The following is a 20,861-nucleotide window of genomic DNA, read 5'->3' as shown; positions in this document are numbered from 1 at the left end:
CTAAAGACAATGAAAAGAATAAAATTTATTTCCATCATAGCTGTTGTCGGCATAATGACCTTCTCGTCATGCACCGACGACCTCAACACTGTGCCTATCGATAAGGACGACCTCGTATCGGATGTTGTCTTCGGCAGCAAAATAGATTCTTACACGGAGAGTCTGGCCAAGATATATGCCGGACTTGTTATCGGCGGTAACCAGGGCGGTGATGCCGAGCAGGATGTTGTAGGCATTGATGGAGGATCACAGGCTTCTTTCATTCGTGTACTGTGGAACATGCAGGAACTTGCTTCCGATGATGCTCATTGCTGCTGGAACGACCCGGGCATCCCAGACTTCAACCATATTTCATGGAGCGCATCTTCTCCTTGGATAAAAGGCTCTTATTATCGTCTGTTCTATCAGATTATGCTTTCGAATGCTTTCCTTCGTGAGACTACCGACGACAAGCTGGCTTCACGTGGATGCAGCGATGACGTCATTGCAAAGGTCAAGCAGTATCGTGCCGAAGCCCGCTTCATGAGAGCACTGATGTATGAGTACGCTCTTGACCTGTATCGCAACGTTCCTTTCGTCGATGAGACAAGCACAGTAGGAAGTGCACGCCCTAAGCAGATCATGAAGGAAGACTTGTTTAAGTATATTGAAAGCGAGATGCTTGCGGCCGAGCCTGACCTTCTCGACCCTGTACCGGGATGGAATGACGATTACGGACATGCCAACAAGGCAGCGCTGTGGGCAGCCCTATCTCGCCTGTACCTGAATGCAGAAACCTATGTTGGTGAGAACCGCTATACCGACTGCATAACCTACTCAAAAAAGGTTATCAATGCCGGATACAAACTTGAAGAGAACTATGGCGATATGTTCAAGGCCGACAACGACCACTCTCTGGAGATGATTTTCCCATGCCGCTATGAAGGCGAGGAAACCATGACATGGGGAGGAATGACAGCACTGCTTTGCTGGGGCTCTGCCGATTTCCAAGAAGAAACCAATGCAAAAGGTGGATGGCAGGGTGTACGCGCCAAGTCGTCACTCTTCAAGCTCTTTACAAAGGAAAACGAATATGACAAGGACAGCCGTCGTCAGATGTTGCGCACCGATGCTACAACCAATTATGAAATTACCAGCGAGTCTGATTTCAAGAATAATGGTATTCCTGTAACAAAGTTCTACAATGTAAACAAGGACGGCAGCAAGCCTGCATCAACCGAGGCTTACACCGACTTCCCATTGTTCCGTCTTGGCGAGGTCTATCTGAATCTTGCCGAAGCCGTACTCCGTGGCGGCCAGGGTGCAACAAGATCCGAAGCCATCGGCTATATCAATGACCTGCGCAAGCGTGCATATACCGACAAACTTGCAGCACCTATCTCAGACAGCGATTTCAATCTTGACTTCATGCTTGACGAGCGTGGACGTGAGATGTTCTTCGAGGCACAGCGCCGTACTGACCTTGTCCGTTTCGGCAAGTACACCGGCGATGACTATGTATGGCCATGGAAGGGCGGAGTCGCCGAGGGTAAGGGTGTAGCAAGCTATTACTCAGTTTTCCCATTGCCTTCTGACGATATTGGCTCTAATGAGAATTTGACACAAAATGAAGGTTACTAAAAAGCAAAGTATTATGAAACTAAAAAAATATATATTCCTTGCCGCAACAGTCCTTGCAATGGTGTCGTGCTCTGACGACATCACCGACCCTGTTTTGCAACTGCGGCATACTGCCACGCTGAATCCAGTTTCTCCGTCGGATGTTGTAATAACAAAGGACAACAGATCAGAGAACTTCCCTGAGATTTCATGGGAAAAGGCGAATTACGGCGCCGGAGCAGTAGTCAACTATGAAGTAACGCTGACCAATAACAGCAATCAGGAGAGTACCGTCATTGGCGAGACCGGCGATAATAAGCTTACTTTTACCAACTCGGAGATGAACAGCATCCTTGCTAAGATCGGTGCCTATCCTGGTCAGAGCAACGATTACACTGTATCGCTGAAGTCAAAGGCTTTTGACAATGCGCAGGACAGCGCGTCAAATACCGTCAGCTTCAAAGCTACTGCCTATGACCCGAATACTGACAATATCGATTGGCCTTATGCCTATGTCGCAGTTGGCTATCCTGACTGGGACTTCACAAAGGCTTATCTCATCGGCGACCCTGATGGCGATGGCGTTTACCAGGGATACGTACAGTTTGACAATGCAACCTCATACGCAATACTTGATGGTAAGGATGTAAGCAAGGTGCTTGCTAGCAACCAGACCGTTACAGATGAAGGCAAGGGGTTTGTCGAAGTAACACTCAATCCTGACGGCTCAGTTTCACAGTCTGTTCCATGCAACACATGGGGCATTATTGGCGACGCCACATCCGGTGGTTGGAGTACCGACACACAAATGGAGTATGACGAGAATACACGTTTGTGGACTGTCATAACATCCCTGACCCCAAATCATTTCAAGTTCCGTGCAAACAATGACTGGACTATCAACTATGGTGGCGACGGAGCAACAGAATTTGGTCTTGCACCGAGTGGCTCTGATATTCCTGTAGCAAATGAGAGTGCATACATCGTAACTCTGAATCTCACGAATGCTGGCAAATACACATACTCGCTCGAAGAGACAACTATCGAACTGAGTAGTGCGTTCATGACCCTTCCTGGCAGTTACCAGGGCTGGTCGCCGGAGGCAGAGTCGGCATACAAGGTAACATCAGAGGCTCGCGACTTCAAGTACACAGGCTCAGGTTACTTCGATGCTGGTACAGAGTTCAAGTTCTATGACGGTGGCACATGGATTGGAATCGTTGGCGACATAACATGGAACGATGATCAGTCGAAGGGTGATTTCGTCATTGGTGATGGCGCGAATATCGTTATTCCGAATGCCGGTTACTACAAGATTACTGCTGATACCAAGAAGATGGTTGCATCGGTAGCAAAGACCGGATGGGAAATCATCGGTGATGCTCTGCCTGACGGTTGGGATAAGGGACAGCTTATGACTTATGATCCCGCCACTCAGACTTGGTCGATTACAGCCACTGTCAATGACGGCGACCTCAAGTTCCGTTGGGATGCATCATGGACTATCAACCTTGGTGGTGACCTCAACGCCCTCACTCAAGACGGACCGAACATTCACGTAAGTGCAGGCACATACAAGATTACCCTTGATGCCAATAACAACAAGGCAACAATCACTCCTGCATAAAATTTCTATATTTTGCTTCTGGGGTATAAAACAGCTACCCCAGAAGCAATTTGTTTTATAGTTTTTATGAAGAAAAGCATTCGTTATTTTTTTTGTCTACTGTTTCTTTTCTTTCCTTGTTTAATATTAGCACAAAACAATATATCCAATGTCATGATGCAGGCATTCTATTGGGATGTGCCTGTTGACGAGGCAAACAAGAACGGGTCATGGTGGGATCATTTGAGAGAGATCGCGCCTGAATTAAAGGATGTAGGTATAACAAGCGTATGGACTCCGGTCCCTGCAAAAGGAAATTGGGGCATAGTTGACAGCGGATATGGAATTTATGACCATTTTGATTTAGGCAACTACTTTCAGAAAGGTACCATAGAGACAAGATATGGCAGCCGAAAGGAATTGGAAGAAATGATTGCCGAAATGCACAGAAATAATATCAATGTATATTCTGATGTAGTACTCAATCATCTATATGGTGGCGATGAAAACTTTGAAAAGAATCCTGTTGTTACTGATTATGTAAAATCTGGAAGAAAAGAAGCTTATCCGGAAGAAGATATTCGTTGGATAGACTCTGTTGCTTACACAAAGACTCATCTTTATTTCCCAAAGCATAATGGTGCAGGTGAACCAAATTATGAATGGAGATATTGGAATTTTCACCCTTCGTCAGAAAATGATTCTCTGACTGATTTTACCGACGATGTGCTGCGTCCAAGGACAAAATTCTTTGGAAACGATTTGGACACATATAGCGTGGAAGTACAGACCAGACTATGTAACTGGGGCAAATGGCTAAGAAACGAAATTGGATTTGACGGATTCAGAATGGATTTTGTTCGTGGACTTCAACCTGAATTCGTCAGCAGATGGATTCGCGGTCTACCGCTATTAAATGGTAAACAGCCATTTGTTGTTGGCGAATACTGGGGGTCGGCTAAATACATTAAAGAATGGGTTGACAGCGTAGCAAAAGGCAACGCAAATGTACATGCGTTTGATTTTCCTTTGAAATTTACACTAACAGAAATGTGCAATAATAGTGGCAACGACTTTGATATATCACGTCTTAATCACGCAGGTATGATTCGTAATAACGAAGGTTACGCCTTGCCACCAGACAATGTTGTCACTTTCGTCGATAACCACGATACAGGCAAAGAGCATGATAAGTGGATAACTAAAGATTATGCAATGGCTTATGCTTATATCCTGACTCATGAAGGAACGCCTTGCATTTTCTATCCACATTATTTTACTGTTAAACAATATGACGTTAATGACCATCAGCAAATAGTTGAAGCCCCAACAAGTCTTAAAGACACGATCTCAAAGCTCATTGAAATAAGGAAAAAGTATATTGGCGGTAAGACCGTAGTTCTTACAGAAACAGGGAATCCATCACCAGAGAAAGTTACAAAAAACGTTTATGTTGCCCGACGGCAAGGCACAAGATCTACAAGTGGAGCTATTATCGTTTTAAACAACAATGATACAGACACTTTAAGCATTAACCTCTCAGTTAATTCTCAAGGTTTTAAAGATTTGTCCGATACGCAACTGGTTGATGCATTTTCACCAACGAATAAAGTAAAAGTTTCTAAAGATGGACGTGTAACATTTATTGTGCAGCCAAGGGGCTTCTCTATTTGGGTAAAGGAAAACGAATTGTAGGTATCGGATCTGCTTGAATCAGTTTACAAGCAAATTATTTGAGAAATTATCTCAAATAATTTGCTTTTTTTGCATCTCGTACGCTGTCGGTAGGGTGGGGATAACTCCCATCCCTATCAGCTCCGATATATCTTTTGCTCCTCGTCAGCTATTGGTAGGGTGGGGGTAACTCCCATCCTTATCAGCTCCGATGTATCTTTTGCTCCTCGTCCGCTGTCGGTAGGGTGGGGATAAACCCCACCCCTACGTGGGATTGGCAATCGGGAGGCCACTACGACCGCCCCTCCAACCGTCCTGTGCCGCACGCCCGTTTGTCTGCATCAACGCTTGTCAGACGCAAAAACGCCATTATATTATGTAAAGATATTTCGTTCCGTTTCCGTTTTGAATTCAGCTGGGTAACCCGTTGATTATCAGTACCTTTCCGAAACGGTCCAAATGGCGTTGCAAAACGGTCCATTTGGGAACGCGAAACGGTCCGTTTTGCACGATGAAACGGTCTGTTTTGCAACGCCAAATGGCATGTATGGGAATGGTGTAAAATAAATTCAGAGTCGAAGGCGGGAAAGGATGTTGCGACGGAGGGTAATTTGTAGCACAGTCGTGAGGACCTACCGGTCATTCACGATGGATTAGCTGGGAAGGTGAAAACAGATTTGGGTATTCACACAGTAGACCTATCGGACATTCACGATGGGTAATTGAGGAAGAACAACGGGCCGTGCAATTGTCTTACTACAATAGGATGCCTTGCACTCTGCATCTGCTTGGCTGCACGATGTTTATCCCGTGATTCCAGCATCGGAAAAAAAATCAGGGCCACTGCATTACTCTTATGAGTAGCAGTGGCCCTTAGTGAGTTCTTTATGAGATTAAAAGGGTTTTATCTATTGTGATGGTTTGCGCCACGATGGGCGGCTTTCGCAACTGCGAGGCGCGCTGATGTCGTCCGTTAATCGCTACGATGGACTGCATGATAGCTTTCTCGGTGATTTGTGAACGACTAAAGCGGTGCAAGGATCTGGCCATAATGGCCCACGAATCCGGGTTAAATGGACAGCAGCTCCGGTTGTAATGGCTCTCGGCTCCATTTAAAACAGTCTCCCGGCGAGGGTGAACTTCAGGACGGGATAGACCTTGAACTTGTCGACAAACTTCGATACGTCATCGTCTTTGTCCTTGTCGAGCTCGTTGATATTCACCTCCTTGTCGTTCTGGTAGATCTTCATCTTACCCATGAACTGACAGCCGAGTTCTACGCGGAAACCCAGACGGTGCTTGGGAACGAGACGGCCGTAACCGAGACCGAGATAGGGACGGAAGGCGTTGACACGGATGTCGCCCTTCACATCACCGTTACGGTCGAAGTCAACCTGATACTTGTCGATCTCAGCATATACCTGATCCTTGGCAGCCTCGGGCACGTCGGTTCTGGCCATGAAGTTCTTTACGTCCTCACTGTGACCGGAGATTTTGGCAATCTTCTTGCCGCCGAAGGAGAATCCCGCAGCCACAAAGAGGTCGTTTTTCGTCCCGAAAGGATAGACATTGGCCTTGAAATCGAATACCGTACGTGCTAACTTTGCCTGAATGTTGACCTCGCTCATAGGGATTGTTACCGGGACGGAGAGTCCCGTGGCTGCATCGGTATAGGTGTATTTGATGTCGTTGACATCGACGTCGCCCTTAATTTTCACTCCCGGCATGAAGTTGACGCCGAGACCGAGCTCGAGATAATTGGTTACTGGTGTGGCAACGTTGATGCCGATACCCTCTGTGCCTACGCTGACTCCGGCTCCCATGTGCTTGAATACCCCGAAGTCCTCAACTTTCTGGGCCTGTACCGTCGAACAGAAGAGTAGTGCTACGAGGGGCAGCAGTGTTCTTAAAATTTTCATAGATGTGTGAGTTTTAGTTGTTTTTATAGATTCTCTTTTTCCGTTGGTAAACAAGTGTTGGCGGCCAGCACCCGCTTGGTACATTTGGGATGTTGTATTTGACTGCAAATGTATTCTTTTTCTTCCTTTTCTCCAAATATATTCCGCTGTTTTTTCAGTCAATCAGTCAATTATTTTGATTTTTCCGCAATGACACTGCCGCCGTGCCGCCTGTCTACGCACACAGCCGTTTTCCCGTGACCCGGATAGCCGTGACCGGCAAGCGCTCTTAGCTGCATCAATTTCATAATCTATCCTTCCTCGTAAAGGAATGTAGACAACGCATCGATAACCAATGTACTGCACCTATCCTCCGTAGGGGCTGGGTTTATCCCAGCCCTCGCAGCTGCGGACGAGAATCACTGTGAATTCCCCCGCAGCTGGTAGGATGGGGATAAATCTCACACCTACAGTGGCAGAGTTCTGCAAGAGTCTTAGTATCAACGGTTTGCACATAATATTTGGTGGTTGGTGCCCAAGGACAACGGGTAAATATATTGTGGCCGTCCTCATAATATGAAATGCAGAGATTCGGTCTGTCGACCGAGCGGACGGCCACGAGGGCCGCCCCTGCAGCCGCACTGTGCAGCTTGTCCGTAGTTTCCAGACGAAAATTAAACGGTTTTCAATAAGCCCTGCAACCGCACTGTGCCGCATGCCTTACCTCTCCAAACGACTCGTTATATCCCCGTTGTTCGCTGACGGCCCTAACCCTATATTATATGGCAATAAAAAACGGAGAGGGCTCGCGCCTTCTCCGTTGTTATTCATGAACCGGGAATGTCCGGCCGACGGGGAGATTAGTTCTCGTCGCTCTCGCCCCACACGTTCACATTCAGATTATTGTAGTCCTCATTGCCGAAGGCATTGCTCTTGGCTGTACCCTCGCCACTTCCTGTTTCGTCGTGTACTGTCGGGTCACTGGCAGCTAAAATGCTCTCTGTCTCAATCTTGCGCACCTTGATGGCTGGTGCTGTATACGTCTTCTTCATTTTCTTTATTCCTTTTTGTATGTTTATTTTCTATTGTTCGCTTGCCCGCCACCGCTCTGCTCTCGCCTTCGATGGATGCCGTGGTGATGCATTGGATGGCGGACGGTGGTTGCGGTTTACTTGTTGATGAACTTCTTGCCGTTCTGGATGACGACGCCCTTGTAGGCCTTTGTCACGCGCTGACCGGCGAGGTTGTACATTTCTGCGCTGTCGTTCAGGCTGTTAGCCGATGTGCTGACGGCACTGATGCCTGTCGTCTCATCGGGGAACGAGAAGCCCTTGGCAGCCTGAGCCTTGGTGACCTTAAGGTAAGCGCGGCCAGCAACGGTCGTAACGCTGGTGCCGTCGGTGCCCTTCTGCCAGTAGAAACCGGTGTTGGCATTGTTGGCGTCGTTGGTGAGGACGTAGTACATATAGCCTGCCTCGTTGACGGCAGTGCTGGTCTCGGAACCGTTGAGGAGGTTTGTGCCGCTGAACTCGGCAGCGTCGGCGTTAACGCTTGCGGTGTAGGTGCCGGCAGCGGTGGCCTTGACGAGGACGGCTGTCTTGGCGGGAACAGCATCACCGGCATTGTAGGTATTGCCATAGACAACCTTATTGTTGTCGTCGATGCCACTGATTGTGTAGGCAGTGAGACCCTCAGGAAGAGTGTAACCCTTTGTACTGTAGAATGTTGCGTAGTTGCTGAAACCATCCTTGACGACGATAGAAAGCTCGCTGACAGCTGACTCGAAGACAATCTTCTTGATTTTTATCGAGTTGTCGCCACCTATCGTAACGTCACCGGCCTCTACGCTTATCGGATCGGTAGTCACGTCAGCCTTTCCTGTTGCCTCCGAATAGCTTGTCTTCGTGCCATTGACCGTGAGGTATCTGTCGCCGTTACCGCCGGTGTTGCAGAAGGTGACGGTTATCGTTCCTGCCGTTGATGTCTTGAATGCCAGAACATCCTTTGTGTTGACGCGGCATGCCGTTCCACCGTCCGAGACGGGGAAAGAACCGACATAGGTCATAGCGTCGGCAGCGAAGTCGTCGGATGTTTTTGCTCCGATATTTGCGTAGAGCACCGGATCGCTGACTTTATCGAACGATGTGAGCCCGGTCTTGGAGAAATCCCATGTGGTGGCAGCCGCTACCGTACGCTGTTCCGTGGCTGTGACGAGAGCTGAATAATTGACGGTCACGGCGTCGGTCACAGTACCTACAGTTGCGGAAATCGTGGCTGTGGCAGCCTCGGTGTCCTTTGTAGGCTCATAAGTGATGGTGAACTGCTGGTTACACTTGCCGTCGGTACCTACGGTGAAGGCCGTCGGACTGACGGTGAGGCCGTCGACAGTAGGGACATTCAGATTGTAGTCGCCGGCTGTGAGGTTCTCGCCCGAGAGCATGAATGTGGTGCTGACCGTAGGATTGAATGGGTATGCGTTGAGATTTATGGTGGCCGGGTTCAAGGTGAGGGTAGGCTGTGTGGAGGCCTCCTGGACGACCTTGATGAAGAGTATGCCTATCTCTTTCTTGTTTCTCGTTATTGAATGTTCGCCATCGGCAATTGACTTCGTGTAGACAATGACAGTGTTGTCTGCGTCGGCAGTACCTTCTGACTGTGGAACTTCTGTGCCGTCAAATTTAAATGTATTAGTACCATTAGCCGATGTCGACTGGACAATGGTAATGGTGGCGTTGGCTGTGGTAGTGAATTTGACGGTTGTGGCACTCTCCATCTTCAGTCCTGTAGTGTAAGTGACACCGTCATAAGTACCCGTGTACTTGGCGTTTAGGCTGTGTTTACTACCAAGGTCGAACCATCCTTCTGTCGACTGGGTGATACTGTTGTTGTTGAACGACACCGTGTAGGTAGATTGGGCGTGTCCCGTCATTACCCCGATGATACACATCAGAAGCATCGTGATTAGTAAATGTAGACTTCTTTTCATTTTAGTTTAAAATTAGTTATTTATTAGTTATTAGCTGGTTCTGGATTATTGGCCTTTGGTTGGTTTTGCTGTTTTGTTCCTTTCCATCCGACAATGAGCCTAATGTTTCAGCCGGAAGGTGCAGGTTACAGATGCCTTTTATTCGTGGCACCTGATTGAAAGTTCTTAGTAATTTACTTGTTTTAGCAGTTATTTTTTGCAAAACTAATAATATAACTAAAGTTTCCCACTTGGAGAACCCCTTTATAAAAAGGCTTTCCCAAAGGGTATGCGCATCTTTAACTTTTCAAAAAACTTTTTATGAGCAGTAGAATATTGCATTATCGGACTTCTCCTTTTAAGGTCATTTGCCCTTTCACATTTATTAAGCACTTGTTAAACTACTTTGTTTATGGGCATCCTGCTATTTGAACTTTTCAGAAACCCCTTGTTTATGGGCATTTTGAACAAGTGGGAAACTTTAGTAATATAATATGTAAAATAGATAATATCAGTGAATTAATTATGTTTTCTTAACATTACATATCGCTCTTGCCTTTGACAATTCCATGGCTCCGTTGCTTTTGGTATACAATTGTTGAAGGGCTGGACTGTAAAGTTCGGTGTTCATGACGGTGGCTGACCTGAGGCTGTGGCGGAAGCGCGGGGCGACAGCGATGGAGGGCGTTGGTAATCGGGAAGTTACGTTGGTAGAGGTGCAGATAGGTTGGATTAAATAATAAAAAGAAAGGGATAAAAAGATAAAAATATTTGGTCAGTTAGCCGTTATTGCATAACTTTGTGGGTGTAAATATTTAATTCAGTGAGTTTAATCTTGGAATCTAAACAATATGGCTATTGAAAACAACAACTACTGTGTTATTCTCGCCGGTGGCAAAGGTATGCGCCTATGGCCGAGCAGCCGCGAGAATGAGCCGAAGCAGTTCATCGATTTCTTCGGTGTCGGACGCACACAGCTGCAACAGACCTACGAGCGTTTTGCAAAGATAATTCCTAAGGAGAATATCTTCATCAACACCACGCAGCAGTATCTGCACTATGTTGTGGAGCAGTTGCCCGATGTCGACGGCAATCATATTATGGCTGAGCCCGTTCACCGCAATACGGCACCGAGCGTGGCGTGGGCCAGTCACCGTATTCAGCATATCAACCCGAAGGCGAATCTTATCGTCACACCGAGTGATCAGGCTGTATTCAAGGAGGACGTCTTCAAGGAGAATATCCTTGAGGGACTCGACTTCGTGGCTAAGCACGACCGTCTGCTGACGATGGGCGTGAAACCCACGCGGCCCGAACCGGGCTATGGCTATATCCAGCTCGGCGACCATTCGGGTGAGGATGATATATATAAGGTAAAGGCTTTCACCGAGAAACCCGACCGCGAGTTTGCGAAGATGTTCGTCGACAGCGGTGAATGGTACTGGAATACGGGCCTCTTCCTGGCTAATGTCAAATATCTCAGGAAATGTCTGGCATCGTTCCTGCCGTCGGTGCTGCCGAATCTCGACCTCGCGCGCCCCGATTGGACGATAGCGGAGGAGAACGAATTCGTGGAGCAATACTTCCCGTCGTTCCCTAATGTGAGCCTCGACTACGGCGTCCTGGAGAAGAGCGATAACGTGTATGTGATGAAGTGCGACTTCGGATGGGCCGACCTCGGCACGTGGCACGGCATCTACGAGGCCACGCGAAAGGTCGACGGCGATAACGTGTGTGTCGATACTCAGGCTTATTTCGATGATTCGCATAACAACATCGTGAAGCTGCCGAAGGGCCGCATCGGCGTTATCAACGGCCTCGACGGATATATCGTCGCTGAGAAAGACAACGTCCTCTTCATCTGCAAGAAGGGCGATTCGTCGTCGCTGATACGGAAATATGTCAACGAAATACAGCTCAAGCTGGGTGAGAAATACGTATAGATACGCTGAGAGACAGTGACTTAGGAGGATAGACGGAAGACCCCACGTCCGGCTTTGACCATAAAATAGGACTTCTCTTGAGCGTTTTCCATTTCATGTGGAGTTGAAATGCGATTGTGATTGGCCGAAAAAGCCTTTTGTCGGAATCATTCATGGGATGGAAAAAGACGGAGATTGTCGCCGGAACGGCTCGGTAACGGCCTCGGAAATAGCGGATACTGAATAAAGATAAGAAAATGAACATTAGTAAACTGAAATCGTTTTTAGTGGTTTTCCTTCTCGGAGTGTTCTCGCTCTCCGCCTTTGCCCATGAGCGTCCTAAGGTGGCGCTGGTCCTTGGCGGCGGCGGAGCGAAGGGTGCGGCAGAGTGTGGAGCCCTGAAAGTGATTGAGAAGTCGGGCGTTCCTATCGACTATATCGTGGGAACGAGTATAGGGAGCATCGTCGGTGGCCTCTATTCGATGGGCTATCGTGCCGATGACATTGAGCAGATGTTCAACTCGCAGGAGTGGGTATCGTTGCTCACCGACCGCGACGAGGCCCGTAGCCGCAAGTTCTTCAGCCGCGACAGTCTCGGCGTGAGCTACATCCTTGGGTTCCCGGTACATCGCCGTCACACTGTTGTGGCCGACACTCTGCCCGGCATTTTCAAGGGTGCGAAGGTCATGGCACTTCTCGATTCTATGGTCCGCATGAGTCCTGTGGCACGCCGTGAGGCCGGTGTAATGCGCATACCCTTCCGCTGTGTGGCTGTCGATGTGGCCCACGGTGACTTCCGGGAGGTCGTCCTCAACCCCGACAGTGTGTGCCTCGATAGTTGCATGAGGGCGAGTATGGCCATTCCGGGGGTCTTCAAGCCGATGAGGATAGGTGAGAATGTCCTCATCGACGGTGGCGCAATGAATAATCTTCCGGTCGATGTGGCACGGAAAATGGGTGCCGATATCGTCATTGCCATTGACCTTCAGCAGAATAAGCACGACGATTACAAGTCGCCGCTGAGTTTCATCAAGGGCTCCAGCGGTGTGGTGTCGTGGCTGAAAAACCGCCCCGACATAGCGAAATATAATGAGATGCGGCGCAGTGCCGACGTCTATGTCAATCCCGATTTGGGCAAGTACGATGTCATGAGCTTTAGCAATAAGGCCATACAAACGATGATCGACCTCGGCGACAAAGCAATGGAAAAGCATTACCACGACCTCGTGAAAATAGCCAAAAAGCTGAAAACAAAAATAGGGAAAGGCCTCATGAAGTAACCTCTCCCTATCTATGGCGACTTAACCCAACTTTGACATCGTATTTTGCTTAGTTGTTCTGTATCAGCAATTTAGTGTTTTTAAAAAGTCCTACTGTGTTCTACAGATTTTTATTTTTTTAAATGGCACTTTACTGATTTTCAACAACTCGTAGATTTCAGCTGCACTATCTGTAGGCACACTGCACAGTCTGGTCTCGACAGCCTCTCCAAGCGCATTTACTGCTGTGGTAGTAACTGCTTTTTGAGTCTTCATGATCCGCATGATCTCCGACCAGTACGGTGTCGAACGCTCCCGCCCATGCTCATCCTTGCCTTGCTTTCGCCGGGCAACCTTCATCTGATGGCGCACGGTGTTTACTATCCAGTAAGCCAGCAGCCCTAAGAAAAGGTGTGCGTCTGCCCTATTGTCAGTCTGGTGGTATATGGGCCTGAGGCTGAGGTCGGTTTTGAGCTGCCGGTTGGAGCATTCTATTTCACGTATAAGATTATAGTAGTTCCAGGTCGTTTCCTCATCTAATTTCTTCACATTGGTTCTGAGGAAGTATGTTCCGTATTCCACCTTGTCCGGGATGTTGACCTCCCATGTCATAGAAGCGACTTTGTCGTGTCCGTCATCCTCAACTTTTATATTGTAATATCGGCTTATAGAGGGATATTTTCCTTGCAGGGCACCGATCCTGTTTTGTACCTTGCCGTAGTTTTTTATCCCGTGTTTTGATTGGGTACTCTTTCTGATTTTTTTCAACCCTTCCTCAAAACGCTCACGGAATTTGCGGTTCATGGATTCTTCCTTCAACGCTTTTGCAGGAGAGTCTATTTTGAGGTAACAGTCGTCATTCTTGGCCGTTGTTACGCGTTGAAGCGTTATCTCGCGCTTCAAGCAATCGCAAACTGTGACTTTGGGAGCATTCTCGGGGGTGGTGTATTCGGTAAGAGCTTTGCGGGATACACAAAGATAGTTGTATCCTTTGTCCCTTATAGTCTTGAGGTTATCTTCAGTTGAGATACCTGCGTCAATGACTACAAGCACTCCCTCGTTATCGGGACATTTGGCCGGATTCTCAGCAATAAGCTCGTCCACCATGTTGGGAAGTGACTTTGGATCGGCGGTATTGCCTTCCAGTACCGCACTGTAACGTATGAAGCCGTCAGTATTGATGCATAGCGCGAGGACAAGCAGCTTGCAGTCGCTGCGTTTCTCCTTTGAACGGCCAAAGGCAGCCTTCTTGCTGCCGGTCTTGCGTCCCTCAAAATAAAAGTTGGTGAGATCGAAGAGCATAATGCGGTTGGTCGGTTTGAAGAGGTCATCGGTCTTGTGGCAAAGATACTTCTCAAGCTTATCCTTTATGGAATAAAGGTCATCGGCAACTCGATATATCCTCCTTGGAGTTATTTTGGCCATAGGAAGGTCAAGGAGTTCGCACACTGCAGAGTTCTCTTTTATAATGGATATTGACTTTAATTCGGACGGAGTATAGGCCGCCCTCGTAATAAGATGGGCCAAAGTGACCTTCACCTTGTCCTCAGACCATCCCAAAGAACGGAGAAATGTATCCAGACCAAGTTTACGAATCGTTTGCAGGCATAGCCATTCGCAGCCGACTTCCCTTGCGTCTGTATGCCTCATAGTGTCAACATCTATCCGTTTCCTGGCCTTGGACTTGCTTCTCTCGTAGGCGTTGCCCACAATATCAAGTTTTTCCTCCTCGACAAGTCTGGCCCAGTACGCATGCACTCTGTCACGAACCACTTCCGAGTAACCTTGCAGTTTCTCATCCCAAAGTTGGACATCCTTCTGGTGATTGTACAGATACGTCAGTCCACGCGCAACATCTCTTATCTGCTCTGGGGATAGGTCATGTATAAACCCGACATTGAGCAATATCAAAGTACATACCCTACCGCTGGCATCGCGATAGGACTCCTTCAGACGGTAATACTTCTCGTCTTTACACGTCTGTGGGTTGTAACGTATTTGGGACGTAAAATTCATGCCGCAAAGATAAGCAATCCCTACGACATTGCTGTGTTCTACATTGCGATTTTGAGCAGTTTGACCACGCAAACCCCTATAAACACTGGAAAAAATTCTGAAAAAAAACATTAGAGCGTCAAACTTGGGTTAAAGCCTTGAATATCATATTCTTATGTTGCTGATATCAGAGCTTTAAGCCGCTAAAATTATGTCCTTGTGCCGCTGAAGATACCTTCGTAATCCGTTGAAGATATGTTCGTGAGCCATTGAAGATACCTTCGTGGGTCGTTGAAGATATGTTCGTGGGTCGTTGAATATATGTTCATTTGCGGTTGAAGATATGCTCTCCGGTCGTGGGTATCAGGGCTTAAAATCGGCTTCGTGATGTCGTTGTCAGTGTGCTGAGCAGGTGAAAGCGACTGTGGCGAAGACCTCATTGCCGTCGGTAACGGAAATTTTTGCGGTCGTATTGTCGCCGTCGGAGGCTACCGCGCTGAATGCGAAATCGACGGTGGCGGTCGTCAATGGCGACAAAACATTGAGAAATTTTATGTCCTTTGCCGCGATTATTTCCATCTTTTTCCCCGTTATTTCGCCCAACAGCTCAGCGCAGGTCTGGACGATGCACACTCCCGGTGTGATGGGATTGCCCGGAAAATGGGCCTTGTAGATGAAGCACTCCGGATTGAGAGCCACGGTAAAGATGTCCTTGCCGCCCTCTGTCTTATGGTCTGAGATAGTGTATAACTGGTTCTGTAGAATCATTTCTCGTCCTCCTTCACTGCCAATTTTATCTGCGATTGAGCCATCAGCGTACCGTTGCACGACACCGTAGCCACTGCGAGGGTGACTCCCATCAGCTCCTCAATAATCTGAACGTGCGTCGTTATCGTGCTGCCGGCCTTAGGATGACCGTTGATTTTCAACTTTCTCACGTTGCCGATGACGCCAATCTGGACGCCTTTCTTGAGGATATACTTGTTTATGAAGCCTATCCTTGCGGCACAGGTCTGGGCGATATTCTCAATCATCCCTGCTGAACTGAACTCCCCATTGTCGACGAAGATATTGTCGGGTGCTATCGTTGTGGTTGTCTCAACGTTCTCGTCGTCGTAGTGAGTCAGTCGTCCGACCATGACAAACGGCTCCTGCTGGGGTAGGAGAGTGTGGATGTCGATCGACTCTAAGTTTATATTTTCCATTATGTTAATGTCTTTCTGCTTCCCCGGCCCACATTATTATATAGTGGTCCGGGGCTGTTTATAGTCTCGGGGCCATTATCCGTCTTTTCTGTTTGCTTTATGCGGCGGCCCCGAAGGATTCTCTCATCAGTGCCGGAGCCATACCTCCGGGTTCAGTTTTGCCGTCTCCTTACGCAGCTGGAACTGGAGGACGCCGTCGCCGGCAACGTTTCCGATGGTCTGACCGGTGTTGACCTGCTGTCCCTTATGTACGTTTACGTGTCCGAGGTTGGCGTAGACGGAGATGTAAGCACCATGTCGCACCATCACCACCGAGGCTCCACCGAAACTGAAAACGGCGCTGACCTCACCGCGGAATACCGAGCGTACACCGGCTCCTCCGCCGGCCTTGATGTTTATTCCGCTGTTGCTGAGCTGCACGTTGCCGAGGCCTTCGACGCTGTACTGGCCGTAGTGGTTCACTATCCTTCCGCTCATAGGCATCGGCAGACGGCCTCTGTTGCTTGCGAAACTGCCTGTCAGAGCCCTGTCGGCGGTGCTCATCGCACTTGCGGCGGCATCGTTGGAGTTGTCCTCGCGGGCCGCATTCTCAGCCCGTTTCTTCTCGACGGCAGCCTTCCGTTCAGCCGCTTTTCGTTGTGCCTCAGCCTCACGGGCAGCCTGCTGGGCTTGTTGCTCTCGTGCTGCCGCTGCTCTTGCGGCCTCCTCAGCCCTCTGGCGTGCCGCTGCCTGCTGCTTCTCGGCCTCCGCCTGGCGCCGTGCTTTCTCAGCAGCGATAGCCGCCTGGCGTGCCGCCTCCTTGGCCTGAGCCTCACGGGCACGTGCCTCGGCAACGCGACGGGCATTCTCCTGGGCTGCACGCTGGGCCGCAGCACGTTTCTGGGCCATCTCCGCAGCCTTGGCCTTGCGTGCCGCTGCCAATGCTGCTGAGCGCGCCCGCTCCTCGGCGATAGCCCTCTGACGGGCCTTCTCTATCTCGATTGATATGAGACGGTCAATCTGTGCGTCGAGTGAGGCCTGCTTCTGCCGTTTCTGGTCGATGACATTCTGTAGTACCTCCTGGTCCTGCTTCAGCGATGCCACGACCCCCTGCTGCTCCACTTTCGCCTGCTCCATCTGTGCGTGAGCCATCTGGTTCTTGCTGAGCAGGGTGCGTTTCGTGCCGCGGACTTTCTCCAAGTCCTTGTGCTTATTCTCCACAAGCTCCTGCTGTTGCTTCAGCAGCTCACCCTGAGTGCGCTGATACAGAGCATATTCGCGGACGAAACGAAGACGGCGGTACATCTGCGTCAGACTCTTGGCCGAGAAGATAAACATTATCTTATCCTGGATGCTGCGGTGACGGGCCATATATCTCATCGACTCGATGAACTTCTGGCGGCGCTCGCCGAGGTCGGCCTCGAGGGTCGAAATCTGGCCTTTCAGCACACCGATGTTAGTGTCGATGCCCTTGATGCTGGTCTGGATGGTGTCGATACTGCGCTGCCGCTTGTCGATATCGGCACTCAGCGACTCGATTTTTGCCAGCCTTTGCTTTACGTCGGCCTCCTTGTCGTCGTATTCCTTCTGCTTGCTGTTGATGTCGCGCTGTATGTTCTGCTTCTCTTTCTCAAGACCCTTAATCTGCTGAGTCTTAGTGTAGGTGGGCTCGCGGTGCTGGTTTCGTGCCTGCTGACGGCGCCCGGCAGCCTGCCTCTGACCGCCGTTGCCGCGTTGCTTGGCCCCACGCTGAGGCTGTCTTGCTGTGTTCCGCCTTGCGCTTTGGCGGTTCCTGTCAGCCGTTTGTCCTCCTTTGCCCTGCTTTTGGGCTGCGGTCTGAGTGCGCTGAGCCTTCCGTCCCTGAGTGGTCTGAGCCTTTCCGGCGGCTGCCTTACCCGTTGCGGCGTGTTTTGCCGACTTCTGCTGCACGGCCGATGGCGCGGTTTTCTTAGCCGTTTTCTTGTGTTGGGCGAACGGCGTCAGTGAGAATGATATTAAAAAGAGAAAGAGTAATAGCCTTTTCATCAATGTTTAAATGTTCGATAGTTTGCCAAGTATCTCTTCCACAGATACTTGTCTGTACTTATTTGAAAGTGTTGTAGTTGTCTCCCAGTCGTTGGCTGTCGTGATATTGTTTATCGTGTACGAAGCCTTCAGTTCCTTAGCCTTCCCTTTAGCCGGTGTCGTTATCGTCATCGTATTGCCGTAAGGGAACATCTTTGAGCCGAAATTAGTGAAGTTGGAGTAGTCCCACGTCAGTGCCGACGTACCCTGCGCCGCACTCTTATATTCCACTTTAGTGCGGCTGATGACCCCATTGGCCCTGTTGGCTGTCCATGTGTAGGTCATCTTTCCGTCCTTGAGGACGACCGGTATTGTGGCGTTAGTGCCGTTGATGTCGGCCGAAAATCTGTCGAGGTCGGTGTAGTTCACCTGCGACTTTCCCGGCAACAGCAGTCTGTTCCAGAACAGAGCTTGAAGCGAATAGAAGTTTATTCCGTTGTCGCGGAGGAATCCCACATCGCTGTATTTGGCCTTTACGTATTCCTTGTGCATCCTGTCGACGAAGAGGACGTAGTCCTTTGCGAATTCTATCCGTCCCACCTCAGTGCCCAAAATAGGCACTTGCAGCGACAGTCTTATGACCTCGTCCTTCCTCATCCGGAGCTGTCCGGGCACCGAAATCTCCTTTCCGTTGCCCTGTGTCAGCCGGAACGTTATTGCTGCGGCGATATTTTTCTGATACGACGCGTTGCTGTTTACCTTGTCGAGGAAGTCGATTCTTGCCTTCTCGTCGGCCTTATTGGTCTGCACCGTCTTCGCCACGGGCTTGGCCGACGATACCGCTGCCTTCTGCGAACCACAGGCCGCAAGGGTTATTGTTGCCGCCGTCATCACTGCCGCCATACCCGTTCTTGCCATCAGACGGAGACTTCTTGCCATCGTCGGGATGCTTGCCGCACTCTCGTTTCGGCCGGAGCGTCCTGCTCTAAGTCCTTCGCTGATGTATGATGTCTTATATTTCTTCATTTCGTTACAATCATTTTCAGTTTAATTTTCTTGCTGAGGAGACCGCTGCCTTCACCTCTTTCGGCTGCTTTCGTCCAGTAATCAAGAGCTTTCTCCTTCTCTCCGCTCATGTAATAGATGTCTCCTGCATGTTCCAGGACGACATCTCCGAGTGTCGAGTCGTTCTCTATTGCCTGGTCGATATACGTCTTTGCGTCGGCATATTTCCCCTGCTGGAACAGTATCCATGCGTAGGTGTCGAGGAAAGTGCTGTTTTTCGGCTGTGCGTCGATGGTCTTCCGGCTCATCTGTTCGGCCTTCTCGAGGTCCTCGTTCTTCTCGCTGAGATAGTAAGCGTAGTTGTTCAGAGCACCCACATTGTCGGGTTTCCATTGCAGACTCTTCTCGTACGACTGAAAAGCGAGGCTGTCCTGACCTTTGGCGTGATAGATATCTCCCATCACCGAGTACAGGTCGGTGACGATGTCGGGGTCGCTGTCCTTGTTTATCTGTTCCACGGCCTTTTTGAAAGTCTCCAAGGTCTTGTCGTTGTCTTTTTTCATATAGTGAGCCAGACCCTCAAAGTAGTAGAACGCCATGTCGTCGGGGTTGTATTCCTGTCCCGGATGTGCCACCTCGATAACCCTGTCGTAGTTCTTCGTCGGCCATATATCCTGAAGCAGCAGCAGACGGGCCCTCGAATTGTCGGGTTCTACCTTCAGTGCCTGCTGGTACACCGTGTCGATGGCCTCGGTAGGTTGCTTGTGGAGAGCCATATACGCCGCTTTCATCATATACATGTCGCCGTCTTTCTGCGGAGTGGCAAGAATCTTGTCGAAGAGCCTCTCCACCGCCGTGCTGTCGGTCTTGTCGTAGTCGATGATGGTCTGCCGGAGCAGGGCGAGTTTGGTCTTTGAGGGTACATCCTTTTCCGTCATGAGCTGTTCGGCGAGATCCTTCTCTTTCTCTTTCTTTCCCGTTGCCGAGTAGAAGTCGAGCATTGTCAGCCGTGCCCCCACATCCGTCGGGTTCTCCTTCAGCACCTGCTGCAGCCGTTTGCCGGCCTCCTTGGTTCTGCCGTTGTTTATCAGCCAGTTACAGAACATCACCACGTAGCTCGGGTCGTTGGGATATTTGGCCACCATCCCTTTCAGTAGGTCCTCCTGCTCCTTCTTTTTCCCCTGCTGCTCATACACTTGCAGCTTCGTCATCGATATGCGGTCACTGCTTCCCTGCACCGTCTCCAGCCGGTCGAGCATGTCGATCATGCGGCTGTAATCGTTCTGAGTACCATAGAGTTGCAGCAGGATGGTGATGACGTTCGGGTTGTCGTGCTGCAGGGCATAGAGTTTCTCGTATGCCTTTATGGCATTCTTGTAGTCTTTGGCGTTGATGTAGAACTGTCCCAGATGTTCGATATACGTAGTGTTTTTCGGTGCGAGCTCAGCGGCTTTCTCAAAGTTTGCCTTCGACAGAGAGTCGTTCCTAAGTGTCACATAATATCCGGCGAGGTTGAAGTAAACCTCCGGTGCGTCGGGCTTTATCTCCAGGGCATGGGTGAAGAGGTCGAAAGCCGCCGACATATTTCCTGCCGCCTGCTGGTTGACAGCCTCCAAGAAGAAATAGTCGAAGCGCCTGTTGTCGTTGTACGACAGCTTCCGCCCGTCGGCCTCCGCTTCCAACGCCGTTGCCGACAGCAGCGTCATGACGGTGAGAATCCTTATGTAGAGTTTGTTTATCTTCATTTTTT

The 20,861-nt window shown here is 49.4% G+C and carries 14 protein-coding genes; 5 read left to right on the top strand and 9 right to left on the bottom strand.

The features are described 5' to 3' along the window. The first annotated feature begins 9 nt into the window (after positions 1–9). From LDN30_RS00475 to LDN30_RS00465, 3 genes are all read left to right on the top strand, one after another. Positions 10–1,620, top strand: coding sequence for a RagB/SusD family nutrient uptake outer membrane protein (locus LDN30_RS00475; RefSeq protein ID WP_223926651.1), 1,611 nt, complete (start codon positions 10–12; stop codon positions 1,618–1,620). 13 nt (positions 1,621–1,633) lie between these two features. Beyond that, positions 1,634–3,226 (top strand): SusE domain-containing protein, encoded by a 1,593-nt coding sequence (locus LDN30_RS00470; protein ID WP_223928412.1) that lies wholly within the window; start codon positions 1,634–1,636, stop codon positions 3,224–3,226. A 66-nt stretch (positions 3,227–3,292) separates the two neighbouring features. Beyond that, on the top strand, positions 3,293–4,900 hold the full coding sequence (locus LDN30_RS00465) for an alpha-amylase family glycosyl hydrolase (protein ID WP_223926649.1): 1,608 nt from the start codon (positions 3,293–3,295) through the stop codon (positions 4,898–4,900). Between the two features lie 1,091 nt (positions 4,901–5,991). Here the strand turns inward: LDN30_RS00465 and LDN30_RS00460 are convergent. The 3 genes from LDN30_RS00460 to LDN30_RS00450 form a co-directional block, all read right to left on the bottom strand. Next, complete coding sequence (locus LDN30_RS00460; protein ID WP_223926648.1) at positions 5,992–6,798, bottom strand: hypothetical protein; 807 nt, start codon at positions 6,796–6,798, stop codon at positions 5,992–5,994. 839 nt (positions 6,799–7,637) lie between these two features. Continuing rightward, on the bottom strand, positions 7,638–7,829 hold the full coding sequence (locus LDN30_RS00455) for a hypothetical protein (RefSeq protein WP_223926647.1): 192 nt from the start codon (positions 7,827–7,829) through the stop codon (positions 7,638–7,640). Positions 7,830–7,945: 116 nt separating this feature from the next. Further along, positions 7,946–9,763 carry a hypothetical protein gene (locus tag LDN30_RS00450; RefSeq protein WP_223928411.1) on the bottom strand — a complete coding sequence of 606 codons (1,818 nt, stop codon included), beginning with the start codon at positions 9,761–9,763 and terminating at the stop codon, positions 7,946–7,948. An 830-nt stretch (positions 9,764–10,593) separates the two neighbouring features. Between LDN30_RS00450 and LDN30_RS00445 the strand changes: the two genes are divergently transcribed. Together LDN30_RS00445 and LDN30_RS00440 are read left to right on the top strand one after the other, a co-directional pair. Continuing rightward, positions 10,594–11,685 (top strand): mannose-1-phosphate guanylyltransferase, encoded by a 1,092-nt coding sequence (locus LDN30_RS00445; RefSeq protein ID WP_223926645.1) that lies wholly within the window; start codon positions 10,594–10,596, stop codon positions 11,683–11,685. Positions 11,686–11,921: 236 nt separating this feature from the next. After that, positions 11,922–12,944: a patatin-like phospholipase family protein gene (locus tag LDN30_RS00440; RefSeq protein ID WP_223928410.1), complete on the top strand. Its 1,023-nt coding sequence runs from the start codon at positions 11,922–11,924 to the stop codon at positions 12,942–12,944. 90 nt (positions 12,945–13,034) lie between these two features. Here the strand turns inward: LDN30_RS00440 and LDN30_RS00435 are convergent, their stop codons facing one another. The 6 genes from LDN30_RS00435 to LDN30_RS00410 all read right to left on the bottom strand — a co-directional run bounded on the left by LDN30_RS00435 (position 13,035) and on the right by LDN30_RS00410 (position 20,856). Then, entirely contained in the window at positions 13,035–14,939 is a 1,905-nt protein-coding gene (locus LDN30_RS00435; RefSeq protein ID WP_223925324.1) for an IS1634 family transposase, read from the bottom strand. A gap of 375 nt (positions 14,940–15,314) precedes the next feature. Then, positions 15,315–15,686 carry an ApeI family dehydratase gene (locus tag LDN30_RS00430; RefSeq protein WP_223926643.1) on the bottom strand — a complete coding sequence of 124 codons (372 nt, stop codon included), beginning with the start codon at positions 15,684–15,686 and terminating at the stop codon, positions 15,315–15,317. Beyond that, the gene (locus tag LDN30_RS00425) at positions 15,683–16,123 is read right to left on the bottom strand and encodes a hotdog family protein (protein WP_223928409.1); all 441 of its coding nucleotides are present in this window, start codon (positions 16,121–16,123) and stop codon (positions 15,683–15,685) included. Before LDN30_RS00425 ends, LDN30_RS00430 begins: the two co-directional genes overlap by 4 nt. Before the next feature lie 126 nt (positions 16,124–16,249). Further along, entirely contained in the window at positions 16,250–18,127 is a 1,878-nt protein-coding gene (locus tag LDN30_RS00420) for a murein hydrolase activator EnvC family protein (RefSeq protein WP_223926641.1), read from the bottom strand. 6 nt (positions 18,128–18,133) lie between these two features. Next, complete coding sequence (gene lolB1, locus LDN30_RS00415) at positions 18,134–19,132, bottom strand: lipoprotein insertase outer membrane protein LolB1 (RefSeq protein ID WP_306421491.1); 999 nt, start codon at positions 19,130–19,132, stop codon at positions 18,134–18,136. After that, positions 19,129–20,856: a tetratricopeptide repeat protein gene (locus LDN30_RS00410; protein WP_223926640.1), complete on the bottom strand. Its 1,728-nt coding sequence runs from the start codon at positions 20,854–20,856 to the stop codon at positions 19,129–19,131. The genes lolB1 and LDN30_RS00410 overlap by 4 nt, the downstream gene beginning before the upstream one ends. Positions 20,857–20,861: the final 5 nt, after the last annotated feature.

Source organism: Prevotella lacticifex, from assembly GCF_019973375.1.
In the GTDB taxonomy this organism is placed as follows: Bacteria; Bacteroidota; Bacteroidia; order Bacteroidales; family Bacteroidaceae; genus Prevotella; species Prevotella lacticifex.
Note: the sequence above shows the minus strand (reverse complement) of the source record. Positions and strands in the feature narration are given on the sequence as shown.